Here is a 16,047-nt window from a genome sequence, read left to right as displayed (position 1 = left end):
GTTTCCCCCAGGAGTCAGCCATGAATGATCCACAAAAGTCCCCGCCCACCGTTGCCGAAGGCTGGCAGGCGCCGCCGGACCGCACCAGTGTGACGGACGATGCGCGCGTGGAGGACATCATCCCGCTGCCCCCGCCCGAGCACTTGATCCGTTTCTTCCCCATCCGTGGCACCCCCGTTGAATCGCTGGTCACCCAGACGCGCCAGCGCATCTCCCGCATTCTGCATGGCAGTGATGACCGGCTGCTCGTGATCATGGGCCCCTGCTCGATCCACGACCCGCAGGCCGCGCTCGACTACGCACGGCGTCTGGCGGCCGAACGCGAGCGCTACGCGGACTCGCTGGAAATCGTGATGCGGGTGTATTTCGAGAAGCCCCGCACCACGGTCGGCTGGAAGGGCCTGATCAACGACCCCTACCTGGACGAGAGCTATCGCATCGACGAAGGCCTGCGCATCGCGCGCAGCCTGCTGGTGGATATCAACCGTCTCGGGTTGCCGGCGGCCGGCGAGTTCCTGGACGTCATTTCGCCCCAGTACATCGGCGATCTGATCTGCTGGGGCGCGATTGGCGCCCGCACGACCGAAAGCCAGGTACACCGGGAACTGGCTTCGGGTGTGTCCGCGCCCATTGGCTTCAAGAATGGCACCGATGGAAACATCAAGATCGCGATCGATGCAATCCAGGCCGCATCGCGCCCGCACCACTTCCTTGGTGTGCACAAGAACGGCCAGGTCGCAACGGTCCATACCAAGGGCAATCCGGACTGCCACGTCATTCTTCGCGGCGGCAAGGCGCCCAACTACGATGCGGAAGCTGTCGCCGCAGCCTGCAAGGAACTGGAAGCGGCGCGGCTGCGCAATTCGTTGATGGTGGATTGCAGCCATGCCAACAGCAACAAGCAGCACCAACGCCAGATCGACGTCGCGCGCGATGTGGCGCAACAGATCAGCGGCGGGAGCCAGTCGATCTTCGGCCTGATGGTCGAGAGCCATCTGGTACCCGGGGCGCAGAAGTTCACCCCAGGAGAACACAACCCGTCGGTTCTGACTTATGGTCAAAGCATCACGGACGCCTGCATCGGGTGGGAGGACTCCGTGACGGTGCTGGAACTGCTGAGCGAGGCGGTGAATGTGCGGCGCGGGGTGAACAGGAAGGCTTAACCGGTGATCCAGACGGGAGATGACCGGTCGGGGCTTGCCAATGTCCACCTGACAATCGGCAAGCCTCGAGCGGAAATCTCTGTCAGCGATTAATGTCTAGCGCCTTTCCGGTATCTCGAAGATGTCCCAACCCTTTCGCTGGGTCTTGAGGAAGGCCTCGATCGATTCCACGGTCACGGTACGGATCCTGCCCGCAAACCGCAGGGAATCAGGGTGATCATCGAATGCCACGTTGGCCTTGAACATCCGTCCACCGAGTCGGGTCAGCGTGCCAACCTCCATTTCGGACGGCTTGTAGCCCGCCATCTCCAGCCACGCTTGTGCTTGCCCACGGTCACGGATCGTGGCATCGCGCGCGCTTGCGGCGGCAACGGTTTCGATGACCCAGCCGTTTGAATTCTGATAGCGCGTCGAGAACGGATATGCCACGAGGCTGTAAAGCTCGTCATGGACGGCGCGGAGAGCCTGTCCATCCGACAGACGCGAAAGTAGCGCCTTCGCCGTGTCTTCGGGCGGCACCATGACCAGAGTGTCGAACAGGAACAGATCGTCCAGATAGAAGTTCCCAACACCTTCATACCAAAGGTCCGACTGGTTCGTTCCACAAGTATTCAGCAGATGGGCGATGCGCCACGGTGCCCCGGGCGCGCTCCGATAGACGATGCCCACATGGCTGTACTTGAGTCCGTACTTGCTGAGGTCCTGCCCGACCCGACCCAGCAGCGCGACCTGCACGTCCCGGCGGTCCAGTTCAGCGGTCACCCGCTGAGCGGTTGCCATTGCCGTTTGCAGTACCGCCGGCGTGAGCGGGCTGTCATTGCACGGCTGGCCGGCAAAAGCCTCCGGCGAACCGGCCAGGCACAGCGCGACAATCGCGCTGGCGGCAAAGGCTCCGACACGTCTCGCTTTCATCTTGCTGCCCCTTGCTGAACAACGGGGCTCGTGCCAGGCACGCGCGAATGATGCAATAGCGCCTCACCTGCCGCATTGGGCAGGAAGGCCAGGACCTTCCCCGATGCGACCAGCACGGTGCCAGTCGACTGCGCGACCACGTTTACCGTGGTGCCAACGGAGAGTCCAACCGCCTCCACCGCGCCACGCGTCACCTTCAAAGACGCCTTGCCAGCCTGCCTGGAGCCCTCCAGCAGCACATCGAATGCGTCCTTTCCTGCCTCGGTGATGCCCGTGACAACGAGGACACTCCCCACCCCCGCGATCGAGACCAGCGCCGCGGCCGGATCGCTGCCTTCGGCACTCGCGGCGACACTGGCAGCCGGGCTGGCAATGATCGACAGCGTGCCAACGGAGATCTGCTCGGAGGGTGATTGATGGTTGACCGATTGAGCCAGGGAAATTGCGGGAAGACCGGCTGCGGCCAGAAGACAAATGAACGATCGGAGTGGCGTCATCAGGGAAACACGAGGCAAAGAAGCGAGGAGGCGAAATTGCGGTCAAGGGCGCTCCAGGTGGAGTCCCGGCACAGGGCCGCTGTAGTAGCTGCCATGCTTCGCCAGACTGTAGGGGGCCGAGATGACTTCGGGGTTCAGAGGCAGCACAAGCTGGCCGGAGAAATTTCTGGAAAGCCTTTGCGGATAGGTCGCAAGGCAGGTGCGCCACTGCATCGCGTCAACAGGATTCGTCCGTCACAGCCCAATGGGACAGGAAGGAGGGACACGCCCTCAGCGCTTACGCATCGCCCTGCCCGTACACAGTCGTCATGTGACTATCCAGCGATGCCAGCAGCACCGCATCCTTCATGTTCCCCAATGACGACGCGCCCATATAGCCGCGCATCTCGCTAGCGCAGGCAATGGCGGCTTCCACTTCGCGCATCGCCAGGATTTCCGCCGTCATGCTTGCCGCCATGACGTACAGCGCTTCGGGATCTGGTGCGTTCGTGTCGCGCTGCCTCTGTCGGGCGAAGATGTCGCCGAACGACTCGAGCAGCTCGGCGCATTTGAAACTGCCTCCCATCGTCGTGCTGTAGTACCAAAACTGCTCATCTTCGTCGACCTCCAGCTCGCCGCCGTCCCGGATATGTTGCAACATGCTTTCGAGCGGCGCGAAGAGCTTGTCGAGCACCCACGGCTGCAAGCGTCCGGGGAGATGGGCCTCTGCCTGACGTGGACGATACGGCTTGCGGGGGCGGCTACTTTTTCCCATTTTCGTGCGGGGACGCCAGACGAATGACGACAAGCAGGATGACGCCGAGGATTGCGAGTGCTCGCCCCGTCAGCATGACAAACTGCTGGAATTCGACCGCTGTCATGCGCGCCTCCCAGTGATCTCCGGGAGCGCAGACCCCGGTGCGGGAGGCGATACCAACGTCAACGGCAAGGCATTCGGTTGCGCGCCGGCATTTGCTTCCAACAGCAGTGCTAACGCGGCCTTGCGCAGCAGACTGTCTGTCGGAAGAATCTCGGTTAGCGTCTTGAGTTGGCGAATAGCATCGGTCGCTTCGCTGCCAAGGCGCGAAGGTGGGGCTTGATGCATAGATACTTGGGACTGCACGACTGTTCCTGAAGAAAGCCCGTATACCAACAGCAAGTGCAATTGGATGGGAACAGATGTTTCCCAAGCTCTGGCGGGAACAGTCACAATTGGCCGGCAAAGCGAACTTCTGCCTGACCTATCCGGGGCATGCAGTGCTGCCCAATGTCGATGCTGCCTGCAGCTACGGTAATGACATCAGCGCATCATTGCCAATGAGCGGCCAGTCAGCACGCCCCGAACGTTCAATCCTCGAAATCACTGCGCACCACCAGCACAGGGATCCTGGATTGCGTCAGTACGCCCTCTGAAACGCTACCAAGCACCATACGCTTGATGCCGCGTCGGCCATGCGTTCCCATTACGATCAGATCTGCGTCCCAGTCATTGGCTTCGCTGGTGATCGTGTCGGCAATCTGCCCTGCTGCCGACCCGGCCTCTTCAAGCAGTTCGGTGGAATAGTGCAAGCCGTTGGCTTCCATCTTCGAGCGAGCATGTTCCAGTATCCGCTTGCCGATTGCCGCGGTTGCCGCCTCGGCGGGCGTCAAGGTGCTGCCAAGCGCCTGTGTGACAACAAATAATGCCTTGACCTCCGCGCTCATGGCTTTTGCGACGGTCACGGCCTGCGCAAGGGCAAGCTCGGCGGCATCACTATCATCAACAGCCAACAGGATTTTCTTGTACACGATGACCTCCTCCTCTTCTGTTTGTGGAATCGTCTGGCGAATTGCGCTTATCGGAACACGAGAACGGGGATCGTGCTATGGGAGAGCACGTCCTGCGTGACGCTGCCAAGCAGCAGCTTTCCCAACCCCTTTCGACCGTGAGACGCCATGAAAATGACATCGCACTGCAATTCATTGGCTTTCTCGATAATCCCAAGATGTGGTGCCGAGGCGGAGGACGTTTTTCCGATACACGGTACTCCCGCCAATGCGGCTGCGGCTTCAATCCGGGAGAGTTCCTCCCGGGCCGCACTTTCAAGCCTGCTCGCGACACTTTCGGTATCGACCGCCGCGCTCATCGAAATGGACAAGCGAGGCTCTTCCTTGCAAATGTATGGCGTCAGACGGGCCCTGGTGCTACGGGCAAATTCAATGGCCGCCGATACAGCCTTGCGCGATTGGTCGGAACCGTCAACGGGCAGCAGGATGTGTTTGAACATAGAGGTCTTGGGTTGAGGGCGAATCGGTTTGCAAACGGCTGACCGATTGCCGAACTGGCGGCATTCCCCTGCCTTCAGGCACGGGATACCGGCACGGCATACGGGGAGCGTTTCTCGATTCGTAAACTGAATCGATTTAGTTACAGTATCCCCGTACCGCCCCGGTCTCCTTGACTGGAGTCAACGTCCCGATGCCGGCCCTCTCCGACACGTGCTCCCACGGGAAGCGGCCGGCAAAAATCCAGAGCATTGATAGCCATCAGAGCGAACTGCCGCGATTTAGTGGCTTGCAGAGACGCCGGGGCGACATCTGGGTAATGCTACGAATCCCCTGGTCAATTTGGATTTCCCACGGATTTGGCATTCAGACCGGAAACATCTGAAATCGGGTGAGCAACCCGGTAGCCGCGGGTAACGCGCCATCCATTTGCATCGCTACGCTTGGCTCGCGTGGCACGAAATGTCAACGCCCTGGCTGTTCATGCAAAGTCGATCGCCAGTTGCCCACCTATGCTGGGGCTCTTGAATCCATGTTCGGTTCATGCTTGAGCGCCCCCGTCAGCAACCCCGTCCACGACACACGCCGGGACATTCCGCATGTGAATGCCCCCGGATCGCCGATCGAAGTGCAGACCCTGCTTCGCAGGGGATGAAGAACCGATCGTCCGTTAGTCCCCGGCACAGCCTGCACACGCGCTCCATGCACTGAAGATGGGGCACGCACCCATTGAGGCGCGGGATCCGGCTACACCTCGACCACCCGTTGAACGATACGCGGCGCCGCGCGCGTCGGCGCGCGGGTATCGCCTGGATCTGGCGCCCGAACAGCTTTCAACACTATCAAGGAGACCTCGTGAACACCCTGAATGGCTATGACTACGAAGACCTGCAGCTTGGCATGACCGCAAGCTACGCCAAGACCATCACTGAAACCGATATCGAGTTGTTCGCGACGGCTTCCGGCGACAACAACGCCATCCATCTTGACGACGACTTCGCGAAGACCACGCCGTTTGGCGGGCGCATCGCCCACGGGATGCTGACGGCCAGCGTGATCTCGGCAGCGTTGGCCAGTCGCCTGCCCGGCCCGGGATCGATCTACCTGAGCCAGAACCTGCGCTTCAGGGCCCCGGTGAAGCCTGGTGAAACCGTGCACGTGACAGTCACGGTCACGGATCTCCAACCGGAGAAACGGCGTGTCGCGCTCAGCACGGTCTGCATGGTCCAGGACAAAGTCGTGGTCGACGGTGACGCCCTGATCATGCCAACGTCAGCAAAACGACGCGAGCAATGAGCCGCGCAACCGTCCGACATAACACGCCATTCGTCATGAGAACGCCAATGCCTGTGCCGACACCGCTTGCCAATCCGCTGCTGAACGGCTTTCCCTCGCCGCTGACGTCGCTCGCGGAGCTATTCGCCTACCCACGCTACCTGCCCAGCGGCATCGACATGCCCCGCCTGATGCAGTCCGGCTTCCGGCACCTTGAAGGTCAGTTTTCGATACTGGCCTCGGCATTCGGTCAGGCCGGAGCAGACCAAAAGCCGGACCGCCGGTTCGCGGTGAAGGACTGGGACGAGAACCCGTGGTACCGGATGCTCAAGGAAGGTTATCTCCTCAATGCCAAGACGCTTGCCGAACTGGCCGAGTCGATCCATCTGAACGACGACGACAAGAGCAAACTGTCCTTCTTCCTGGGGCAACTCGTCGATGCCATGAGCCCGTCCAACTTCCTGGCCACCAACCCGGAAGCCATCCGGCTGGCATTGGAGACCAACGGTGAGAGCCTCCTGAACGGCTTCGCGAACTATGTCGAGGACATGCGCCAGCGGCGCATCGCCATCACCGACGAGTCGGCGTTCGAGGTGGGCCGTGACGTCGCCACATCCGAAGGCGCCGTGGTGTTCGAATGCGATGTGATGCAGCTGATCCAGTACAAGCCGCTGACGTCGAAGGTGATGTCGCGCCCGCTGGTGATCGTGCCGCCCTGCATCAACAAGTACTACATCCTCGATCTCCAGCCGGAGAACTCCTTCGTCCGTTTCGCCTGCGAACAGGGTTACACGGTCTTTGTCACTTCGTGGCGCAATCCGCAAGAAGACATGCGCGGTACCACCTGGGACGACTATGTGGAAGGTGTCATCAAGGCGCTGGAGGTCAGCCGTGCCATCGGTGGCGCAAGCCAGGTGAACGCGCTGGGCTGGTGCGTCGGCGGCACGCTGCTGACCTCGGCCCTGGCAGTCCAGGAGGCACGCGGCGAAGACATGGTGGCCAGCATGACACTGCTGACGACCATGCTCGACTTCACCGACCCGGGCGACCTAGGTTTCTTCCTCGACGAAACCACCGTGGCGGCGCGCGAGCAGACCATTGGCACCGGTGGCATTTACTCTGGCAAGGAACTGGCCTTCGTCTTCCAGACCCTGCGACCCAACGACCTGATCTGGCCGTACGTCGTCACCAACTACCTGAAGGGGAAATCGCCGGCGGCCTTCGACCTGCTCTATTGGAACGCCGATGCGACCAACCTGCCCGGCCCCATGTACGCGTGGTACCTGCGCAATATGTACCTGGAAAACCGGCTATGCAAACGCGACGAGTTGTCGATGTGCGGGCATTCGATCGACCTGGGCAAGATCAAGGTGCCGAGCTACGTCCTGGCCACCAAGGAGGATCACATCGTCCCCTGGCAGTCGGCCTATCGCAGCACGCAACTGCTCGGTGGCGATAGCGAGTTCGTGCTGGGCGAAAGTGGCCACATCGCCGGTGTCATCAATCCGGCCTCCAAGCAGAAGCGCGGCTACTGGAGCGCCGGCGCACAGGGAGATCATGCAGAGGACTGGCTCGCTTCCGCACAGTCCACGCCGGGAAGCTGGTGGACGCACTGGAGCGCCTGGCTCAAGCGTCACGGCGGCAAGCAAAAGGCGGCGCCGGCGAAGCTCGGCGACAGCAGGTTCCAGCCGATCGAACCCGCGCCGGGCCGGTATGTGAAGGTCAGGGTCGAGTAAGTCTCAGCGGCCATAGCGCGCAACACTCGCGGCGCAGCCTGACGACCCGGACTCCGCTCACGGTACGCGCCGTAGCCGCGACACGCTCGCGGCTACGGGCACGATAACCGCGAGCCCAGCTATTGCCGTGACCCCCATGCGGTGATCGGGGCGAAGGAATATAGCCACTAGCACGCCGACGATGATCAGGATGCCTGCCCATGTGAGCCACGGGTAAAGCCACATGTGCAGAGGCATCTTCTGAGTCTCCGCATCGACCTTGGCACCCACCTGCAGTTGGGTAGCGGCAATGGCCAGTTACACCAGCGGAGCATGTGTTCCTATTCCATCTTTATCAAACTATTCCCATACGTTTTCGATCATTGCTTTATCGCAATGGATTGTGCAGGGGGCATCAATCCCTTTGACGTAGACGGGACTAAGGCACCGGCGCGGCCGCGTCCTTCGACAACCCAAGCGGCGCGGCAGCGAGCGCCAGCCGCAACGTCTACGTGGTGGAATGGTGGAACCAAAGTACCCGCAAGATCATGCTGGTACATTAAAGGAAGCTCCCAGTCCTTACCGGGCATCGATCAACGTATGCTTACGGATTGCCTTGCCCAGTGCAGTCCTGATTTACACGACGGGCGCTGACTCTCCACCGCTTACTGCTCGTGGTTCCGATGATGCGATCGATGCTTTCAAATATGCTGCGTTTCCGATCAATGATCGATGACCGCTTCGTTGTGGGGCACTTATGAGCGGGCTCCATGCCGCCTGGCGCAACCAGACTGATGACGCGCACACCCCACGAGCCCGTGCCATCGGGTTAAGCGACCCATGCCGATGCCAACGTGCAGTGTTGCTGGGAGACCGTCCGACTGTCGTCGTCATTCATCAAGGGTCGTCTCGCCTCAACGCCGATTTGGATGTCGTTGGCCACTCCTGATGCAGTGACAGCGCCATAGACCGATGGCTGCGACGGCGGCAGTCGTGCTCATTGGATGAGCACGGTCAATTGACTGTTGGCGTCTGAACCACGTACGTTCGCCACGTGTGTGGACGTCGCTGGCTGGATTCGGAGGGCACGTGGGAGGGAACACTCACAATTTGCCGGCGCAAGACGATGAGACCGGCGCGAACAAAAAAAACGGGCCGACGGGTGACGGCCCGGAAAGGGGGTCCACGAGTTTGAACCTTCCACACGTGCGTACGCAGCTTAGCGCATGGGGCTGGCAGAGCGGTATAGGCGCGCGCCTAAATGGCGCTTGTGTAACGATTCCCTGCGCTGCGGCATTGGGGAACGCGGCGGTTACCAGCGTCATTAACAATGTAGTGCTCTTGCGGAAACGAGTGCTTCGGCGTTTGCATGCACTTTCGTCATTGCGTAGACATAGACCGGCTCAGGATAGGAAGTTGGCGGGATTGGGAAAGCGCGTAATGTCGACACCGATCTCAGCCACGGGGACTCGCGGGAGTGCCCTTGCCTGAGGCGATGGTCATGAGCATGGTCCGGCCCGCTGCCGCCGCTAACAGGACACTGCCGAGCACGAGGTTGGCGTCCTTGCGCACGTTCTGGGTACGCAGGCGATTCTGAATGATCTCGCGGACGAGTCAGCGTGACTCCAATGTCACGCGTTCGCAACGCGGCTCAAGCAGTTTAGGCCGCGTCCTACTAGACCTTCGCGTCCGCTAATTTGACAATGCCCTGCATCCTATGCCGACGCGACAAAGGGAACGCGCATGTTCCAGACCAAGGCCATTGAAATCGAGTTGGGCACGGTTCCCGCCGCAGAATCGTGCGCGCAGGTTGACCATAAGGACTACAGCGAGCGTTCGAGACGCGAATGTGCTGTGTACATCCGACTGTTGCGACGAGTTTTCAACGAACCCAACCCTGGTCTGCTGACATTCGTGCGTCGCAGCTTTCCGCATGGGCTCGGGCGGTACAACAGCGTGGTGGCCGTCATGACAACTGAAGGTGCCATGCTGTTCGACCAGCAATTGGTACCGCACGAGTGGGACCACATCGCCCGTGCCGAACTGACGTGGCTCCGGCTGCGACAGAAGTGGTGCGAGACAGTGCATGCCCGTCCATCTGCAAAGGCATTGGTACCGGACATCTTTCTCCACCACGCGATCCCCAACTTCCCCAACCATCCTGCGGCAATATGGTGGGCAATGGGCTACATGCCCATTCCTGCGAACTATGCAACCGCCGTTCAATGAGCCTCGACTATGAAAAGCTTGCAATCCATGCCGACTATCGTGGTCCATTTGGACGGTGGCCGTGTGCGGCATTTCGAAAGCGATGACCCCGTGATCGTAATCGTGGTCGACCACGATGCTGAGGGCACCGATGCACACGAAGTGAAAACGCTGCCAAAAGGCGGCGCGGCGACAGTCCGTCAGCAGTTGGTCGTTGACGTGGCGCGCGAGACGGTTGAGGCGTGGCGCTGGCTGGCCCGAGGCTGAGACGCAATGCCAGGTGCTCTCCCATCTGGAGCCCCTCCGGCTGGGCGGTCTCCCGCAACCTACTGAGAGACCGGTACATTCAACCAGATCAACGACTAGTTCATTGCCGCCCAGAAGACGGCAGACCAGGTTGACACGGATCCCTAGCCGAGTTCAGCAAGTCGAGCAGAAAATCATACATATCCAGCAGTGACGCACCAACCTGCTGCACTTCCGAGCGCGGCGCCGCTTCGTACAGAACATCCAGTCGACGAACAAGCTGGACCAGGTAAGGTTGATTCAGCATCGTCAGGGCTGAAGCGGCCCGATGACACCAGAGGTGCAGGCCTGTGGGTGAAAGCTCCGCCAGATGCTTGCGAAGTGCCTCACGATCTTCCTTGAGAGCCTGCTGAAAGATCTGCCGTGCTTCCTGTCTTGCCAGTATGTCGCCTAGGTGCGAACTCAACTCAGCGGCGTTGATTCGCTCAGGACGAAAGCCGTCTGATCCGGGTGCTTCATGACCGGAGATCACTACGGGATCCTGCGCTCCAGCTGCGGGGGCTAGACCTAGAGGCTTTCCTTGCAACGCTGCCTCGATCGCATGATGTAACGATGCCGGAGTCGCCGGCTTTAGCAGGAACCCGTTCATACCAACGTTGATGCAATGGAGATGCTCCTCTTGATCGATCGTGGCGGTCACGCCAACTACGGGAATTCCGCGTACAGGAAGTCGCTCGCTCGCGCGAATCGATCGCGTCAGTTCGAATCCATCCATGACCGGCATATGGCAATCGGTCAGCACCAGATCGTAGGTGTCTGCATGGACTGCGGTCAGCGCTTCCTGTCCATTGGCGCATGTTGTGCAGCGATAGCCAAGCAGACTCAACTGCCGCTGTATAACCTCCCGATTAATGGGATGATCCTCGACAAGCAAGACCCTGGGCCCGCCAACTGCGGGCGTGGAATACTGGCTGGCCGACGGGACATGCCCGAGCACCGCTTCCAGTGCCCCGAGAAATGCTGTCCAGCGTAATGGATTGGTGCCAAGCAATACACCACGTTCATCCTGACGATAACCCAGCGGGAGAAATTCGTCGGTCAAATAGATCGTGATCCTGTTGTCTGGTTTTTCTGGTCCACAGTAATCGGTGAGCAGCACCCCATCCCTGGGAAGTACGTCACCTGCATCGATGTGCAGCATCCCGGCGGCGGCACCGAGCGCTATCAGTGCCTCTCGCATTTCAGCATCTCTGACCAAAACCGATAGCGGTCGACCTTTTAGGTGCGGGATGTCAAAGTCCTTGGAGACGACCTCGCAGGGTATCCGCAGCACCACAGTTGTACCGACGCCTTTCTCGCTCTCAAGCGTAACCTCGCCGTCCATCAGGTCAACCAGTCTTCGGACGATTGACAGGCCGAGTCCAGTGCCACCAATCCTTCGCGTGGCACTCTCCTTGCTCTGAACGAATGGTTCGTACAGTCGGCTGAGGTCCTCCTTGGCAATGCCAATACCGCTGTCCTCCACTTCCACGACCACATTCGGTGGCCCACCGCTTGCAGGCTCCACGGTTACGCGCAACGTAACGCGACCCCGCTCAGTGAACTTGACGGCATTGCCCAGCAGATTGAACAGGATCTGGCGCAGGCGGATACTGTCAGCCTGAACGATGGCAGGTAACTCTGCACCCACTGTTTGTCTCAAGCTCAAGTTCTTCTGGGCGGCTTGGGGTAGAAGCAGGCTCAGCACGCCATCGAACAGATTCCGAAGGTCCACCGGCGTACGCAGGATGATCATCCGGTCGGCTTCCAGTTTGGCGTAGTCCAGAATATCGTCGAGGATCTGCGCGAGTGCGTGCCCGGATTCGCCTGCCAGTGCCAGCATACGCTGCTGCTCTAGCGTCAGCGACATATTCTGCAACAGGTCAAGCAATCCAAGAATGCCGTTCATCGGCGTGCGGATCTCATGGCTCATCATCGCCAGGAAGCGGTCCTTGGCGATGGATGCTGCCTCCGCCGCGTTCTTCGCTTTTGCCAGCACTTCGGATTGTTCGCGGTCTTCCGTACGGTCAGCATAGTAGCCATGCCACAGGACGCTGCCATCGGCCTCTAGCTGCGGCATCGCCTGGACCCGAATCCAGCGTGTCTGGCCACGGACGAGAAAACGCAAATCCTGTGTCATGAGTTGAACCTTCGCCTTGGCATTGGCTGCCGCGGCCAATGCCTTGCGGAGGTCCTCCGGATTGACGATATCCAGCATCAGGTCGCTATCACCGACCAGCGAATCGGCGGAGCGATCCAGCAACTGCTGAGTGTTGCCGCTTACCCATGTGTACGCGCAAACGCCATCGCGTTCGCGCATCTGGAACACCGTGGCAGGCAAATGACGAGTCACGTCGACCAGCATGGCTTCGGCGGCTCGGGCTTTAGACTCCGCGTTGCGAATATCCGTGACGTCGACGGCCGCTGAGATGATGCCGGCGATGTCCTCACCAGCACCGATGATAGGTTTCGTCCAACACAGAAAATGGCGCCGCATCCCATCACAATCTTGGAAATCCACGGCAAACTGCTGCAATTGCCTAGTTTCCAGCGCTCGCTGCGAGCCAGCTTCCAGCGCTTCGGACACGCGTGCCGATTCCAACCTCTGTAAGTCGCTGGGCAACGCACCGATCATCTGCTCCCGTGTCATCCCGGCGATAGCCTGATAGACAGCATTGACTTCGACGTAGTACCCCTTCCCATCCTTGACAGCAATGGGGATGGGTAAGGCGTCCATCAGCGTACGCTGGAAAGCCAGCTGCGCTTGAAGCCGCTGCTGGGCAAGTCGCCTCGCGCTTGCCTCGCGCCGCAGTTGATACTGCCAGCGCAACAGGACACCGACAAAGACGACCACGGCAACCAGGTATGGAGCAATGCGCTTGAGTATCTGCTGCCATGATGGCTCCAGTGGGTAGCCGGCCGCAAAGTAACGGTTCGCGATCGCCAGCCGTTCGTCTTCCGGCATATGATCTATGGCGCGGTTAATAAGCGGCACCAGTCTCGAACCGAGCGCAGGGGAGACGGCAAAGCCCATCTCCACCCCTCGCCTGCTGGAGCCGATGATGCGCAAAGCACCTGCGAAATGACGTTCTAACTCCACTTCAACGGTGACCAGATCGGCCACGTAAGCGTCGGCTTTCCCATCAGCAACGGCTTTCATCCCTGCATGCACCGAACTTACGGTCGACAAGCGCAGACCTGGCACTGCCTCCTGGAGCAAGCCCGCAATACCGCTTCCCTCGTTGATTGTCACACGCTTACCTCGGAGGTCTCCGGCGCCGTCAATACCCGCGGCCGATAGACGCCCCGCGATGACCAGCGGAAATGTCGCGTAGGGTTGAGTGGCAAGCAATCCTGTCTGCATTGCATTTTCGCCTACTGCAACAGCAATGAGATCCGCCTTACCTTCCCGAACAGTCTCCAAGGCATGAGAAAAGGATGCGGTAGCCTCGTTCTGGAACCGCACGCCAAGCGTGCGATTCAGATAGGACAGATAGCCGGCCACCATGTCGTTGAGCCGCTTGTTCGCCTTTAGATAGCCGCACGGCGACGATCCGCTATGGAATGCTACCTTCAGCACAGGCAGAGACTGCAGGTACTCTCGCTCATCGGAAGTCAGAACGAGTTCCCCTGGGTGTGGTGTCGTAGTGGAGGTGGTCGGCGCCGAGACTGTCTCCGCTACTGGACGCCGCATGTCTGACGGCATTACCGACGCGGTCGTGACTGACGCGGATTCGGTCGGCGTGCCATGCAAAGCCAGTACTGGCAGGAGCAATTGCGCCCACGCCCGCAGGCGAAGCTGTCTGAGCCACCGCCTCGCTCGTCTAGGCACAGATATTGGGGTGCAGATCAAAGCCTCTCGCAGCAATGAGGATGTTTCGGGAAACTGTTGCCCTACTCGTACAGCGGTCTTGCAGACCTCAAGCGTGAATCTGCTGGGGATTTTCATAGTTGCGCAGGCGTGATAATCCATTGGCGTCTCGCCACGCCTGTACACGTCTCGTCGTTCCGTAAAGATGTCACGATGGCGCTAGTTAGCGCATCACTCTAGCCAGCCACGCCGCGCCAGATAATGAGAAAGGGCAAGGTCATTGCGCAAGCCGAGTTTGGCCATGGCCGAACATTTCTGAACACTCACTGTCTTCGGGCTACGACGTAGGTGCTTGCCAATCTCTCTCACACTCATTCCCTGGGCAATGAGCCGCATCACTTCACGCTCGCGCACGCTTAGGAGTTCGAATGCTCCGCCATCCTGCGTGGCAGTTAGGGGGGAAAAATTGACGCCTTGGGCCGCGGTACGCTTAAGGACATTTTGGCAGGCGCGCAACAACGTCTCGGTCCCTTCTGTCTTGGGGACGAAGGCATTGGCGCCGGCCAAGAGAATGTCATTGATGACAGGAGCCGACGTCACCATCGAATAAACAAGGATGCCGATATCGCTTCGTAGACGCCGCAAGCGGTCAACGAGATGCAAACCATCTCCGGGATGTCCGAAGACGTAGTCTGTAATGACCAACTGCACATCTGGGTTGAGAATGGCGGCGCAAGTTTCGTCTGCCGTCGACACCATCGCATCAACGGTAAACCCGTGTGAATTAAGGAAATGGCTCAATGCAATGAGTACGATGGGATGATCGTCTGCGATGACGATTCTACAATTTTTTGAGGGCGCGAAATCCGATCCTACTGCACGGATCATGGCGTCCCTGGATGATCTGTCGAAGCCTCGAAGGCGCTATTGGGGAGTGAACCCAAACGGCCCTGGCTGATGTCTGATTCAGCGTGTGTGAGCTGCATGATAGTGCCACGTGGATTCGATTGCGACGATGAAACATCGAGAATTGATTCGACAACGCAAACGATGTTCGGGCATGAAAAAGGATGAATCAATAGGCCTTGGATTATTTTATAATCTATCTTTTATTTCTGAAAATCATCCCTTCAGGGTGAAGCAGCGCGACCCGTGCGTCATTATGTCGGGACCATCGACATAAGAACCTAATACATTGCATACGGAAGTGTGCAGAATCCGGCGCAGCCAACTTACGCGTGGGCGGTTAGCCTAATCACACAAAGAAAGTTCGTCAATCCGGATAAACGAGGGTAGAACTGAAGCAGCGAAGCGCAGTGCGCTGGCGCCATCTGGCCCCTTTGGTTTATGGAGGGTCTGCACAAGTCCACGTTCGTAGGTCCTCAGTCGTTAATGCGCGGAGCCACCGCAAATGGCGAACAAGATGAAAAGGCCAGCCCTGGACTGAACCACTCAACCAAACGCACTCGTCAGCACGACCCCATAGTGAGACCTATTAGGCACTTTTCGCACTGAATCACCAGCAGCGCGCTATTGTGAATGTTCCAAGCCAATTAATTATTTGTCGATAGGCCATCGCCTAATCAATCGATGCAGGCGATGGCCTATCCAACAGCACGAACAAATCCGAAGAGAGCCTGAAGACATTCCGGCTGCATCCTTCAAAGCTCGCCTTTATCCATTTCAACGGTCCTGATCTCGGTCATCGGCATATGCTCCAGGATAGTCCTCCCCGATGACGCAGCCGCCACGGGATCTCAACGCTCCCCCAAGTCCCTGAAAATTTATACTGGTGGCCTAAGAACTCCGCCTCCGAGTCACGAATTACCTGAACCAGCCAGCCTCCTCAGTTTCCTTAGCGCCTCACAACTTCAATATTGAAAAAATCCTATGAAATTGTCAGTGACGCATTGGGCATCGAGTAGTATCTAAAAGCT

General features: G+C 59.2%; 12 protein-coding genes and 1 pseudogene. 5 read left to right on the top strand and 8 right to left on the bottom strand.

Going from position 1 to position 16,047, the window contains the following annotated elements:
• Nucleotides 1-20: 20 nt before the first annotated feature.
• Nucleotides 21-1,163 carry a 3-deoxy-7-phosphoheptulonate synthase gene (locus tag D769_RS25160; RefSeq protein WP_008650797.1) on the top strand — a complete coding sequence of 381 codons (1,143 nt, stop codon included), beginning with the start codon at nucleotides 21-23 and terminating at the stop codon, nucleotides 1,161-1,163.
• A 96-nt stretch (nucleotides 1,164-1,259) separates the two neighbouring features.
• Here the strand turns inward: D769_RS25160 and D769_RS25155 are convergent, their stop codons facing one another.
• From D769_RS25155 to D769_RS25135, 5 genes are all read right to left on the bottom strand, one after another.
• Nucleotides 1,260-2,075 (bottom strand): DUF2145 domain-containing protein, encoded by an 816-nt coding sequence (locus tag D769_RS25155; protein ID WP_008650795.1) that lies wholly within the window; start codon nucleotides 2,073-2,075, stop codon nucleotides 1,260-1,262.
• Complete coding sequence (locus D769_RS25150) at nucleotides 2,072-2,572, bottom strand: hypothetical protein (protein WP_008650793.1); 501 nt, start codon at nucleotides 2,570-2,572, stop codon at nucleotides 2,072-2,074. Before D769_RS25150 ends, D769_RS25155 begins: the two co-directional genes overlap by 4 nt.
• Nucleotides 2,573-2,849: 277 nt before the next feature.
• Nucleotides 2,850-3,245 carry a hypothetical protein gene (locus tag D769_RS25145; RefSeq protein WP_234818985.1) on the bottom strand — a complete coding sequence of 132 codons (396 nt, stop codon included), beginning with the start codon at nucleotides 3,243-3,245 and terminating at the stop codon, nucleotides 2,850-2,852.
• 653 nt (nucleotides 3,246-3,898) lie between these two features.
• Complete coding sequence (locus D769_RS25140) at nucleotides 3,899-4,339, bottom strand: universal stress protein (RefSeq protein ID WP_008650789.1); 441 nt, start codon at nucleotides 4,337-4,339, stop codon at nucleotides 3,899-3,901.
• A 47-nt stretch (nucleotides 4,340-4,386) separates the two neighbouring features.
• Nucleotides 4,387-4,818: a universal stress protein gene (locus tag D769_RS25135; protein ID WP_008650786.1), complete on the bottom strand. Its 432-nt coding sequence runs from the start codon at nucleotides 4,816-4,818 to the stop codon at nucleotides 4,387-4,389.
• An 853-nt stretch (nucleotides 4,819-5,671) separates the two neighbouring features.
• Here D769_RS25135 and D769_RS25130 point away from each other — a divergent pair.
• Together D769_RS25130 and phaC are read left to right on the top strand one after the other, a co-directional pair.
• Nucleotides 5,672-6,112, top strand: a complete 441-nt coding sequence (locus D769_RS25130; protein WP_035882144.1) for a MaoC family dehydratase — start codon at nucleotides 5,672-5,674, stop codon at nucleotides 6,110-6,112.
• A gap of 47 nt (nucleotides 6,113-6,159) precedes the next feature.
• Entirely contained in the window at nucleotides 6,160-7,827 is a 1,668-nt protein-coding gene (phaC, locus tag D769_RS25125; protein ID WP_008650783.1) for a class I poly(R)-hydroxyalkanoic acid synthase, read from the top strand.
• A gap of 1,280 nt (nucleotides 7,828-9,107) precedes the next feature.
• On the opposite strand, the pseudogene D769_RS32800 reads toward phaC, so the two are convergent.
• Nucleotides 9,108-9,275, bottom strand: a pseudogene (locus D769_RS32800) (transposase); the annotation flags it as partial.
• A 274-nt stretch (nucleotides 9,276-9,549) separates the two neighbouring features.
• Here D769_RS32800 and D769_RS25115 point away from each other — a divergent pair.
• Nucleotides 9,550-10,035 (top strand): hypothetical protein, encoded by a 486-nt coding sequence (locus D769_RS25115; RefSeq protein ID WP_008650780.1) that lies wholly within the window; start codon nucleotides 9,550-9,552, stop codon nucleotides 10,033-10,035.
• Nucleotides 10,036-10,044: 9 nt separating this feature from the next.
• Nucleotides 10,045-10,281: a hypothetical protein gene (locus D769_RS25110; protein ID WP_008650778.1), complete on the top strand. Its 237-nt coding sequence runs from the start codon at nucleotides 10,045-10,047 to the stop codon at nucleotides 10,279-10,281.
• A gap of 100 nt (nucleotides 10,282-10,381) precedes the next feature.
• On the opposite strand, the gene D769_RS25105 is transcribed toward D769_RS25110, so the two are convergent.
• On the bottom strand, nucleotides 10,382-13,879 hold the full coding sequence (locus tag D769_RS25105) for an ATP-binding protein (protein ID WP_241227902.1): 3,498 nt from the start codon (nucleotides 13,877-13,879) through the stop codon (nucleotides 10,382-10,384).
• A gap of 462 nt (nucleotides 13,880-14,341) precedes the next feature.
• Nucleotides 14,342-14,998, bottom strand: a complete 657-nt coding sequence (locus tag D769_RS25100; protein ID WP_008650776.1) for a response regulator transcription factor — start codon at nucleotides 14,996-14,998, stop codon at nucleotides 14,342-14,344.
• Nucleotides 14,999-16,047 lie beyond the last annotated feature (1,049 nt).

Origin of the sequence: Cupriavidus sp. HMR-1 (genome assembly GCF_000319775.1) — a bacterium.
Taxonomy (GTDB): Bacteria; Pseudomonadota; Gammaproteobacteria; order Burkholderiales; family Burkholderiaceae; genus Cupriavidus; species Cupriavidus metallidurans.
This window is presented reverse-complemented; position numbering and strand designations above follow the sequence as displayed.

Bases quoted from the DNA above. Each gene is read 5' to 3' on its own strand.
- D769_RS25160 (WP_008650797.1), top strand. From the start codon at position 21: ATGAATGATCCACAAAAGTCCCCGCCCACCGTTGCCGAAGGCTGGCAG.
- D769_RS25155 (WP_008650795.1), bottom strand. From the start codon at position 2,075: ATGAAAGCGAGACGTGTCGGAGCCTTTGCCGCCAGCGCGATTGTCGCG.
- D769_RS25150 (WP_008650793.1), bottom strand. From the start codon at position 2,572: ATGACGCCACTCCGATCGTTCATTTGTCTTCTGGCCGCAGCCGGTCTT.
- D769_RS25135 (WP_008650786.1), bottom strand. From the start codon at position 4,818: ATGTTCAAACACATCCTGCTGCCCGTTGACGGTTCCGACCAATCGCGC.
- phaC (WP_008650783.1), top strand. From the start codon at position 6,160: ATGCCTGTGCCGACACCGCTTGCCAATCCGCTGCTGAACGGCTTTCCC.
- D769_RS25115 (WP_008650780.1), top strand. From the start codon at position 9,550: ATGTTCCAGACCAAGGCCATTGAAATCGAGTTGGGCACGGTTCCCGCC.
- D769_RS25110 (WP_008650778.1), top strand. From the start codon at position 10,045: ATGAAAAGCTTGCAATCCATGCCGACTATCGTGGTCCATTTGGACGGT.
- D769_RS25100 (WP_008650776.1), bottom strand. From the start codon at position 14,998: ATGATCCGTGCAGTAGGATCGGATTTCGCGCCCTCAAAAAATTGTAGA.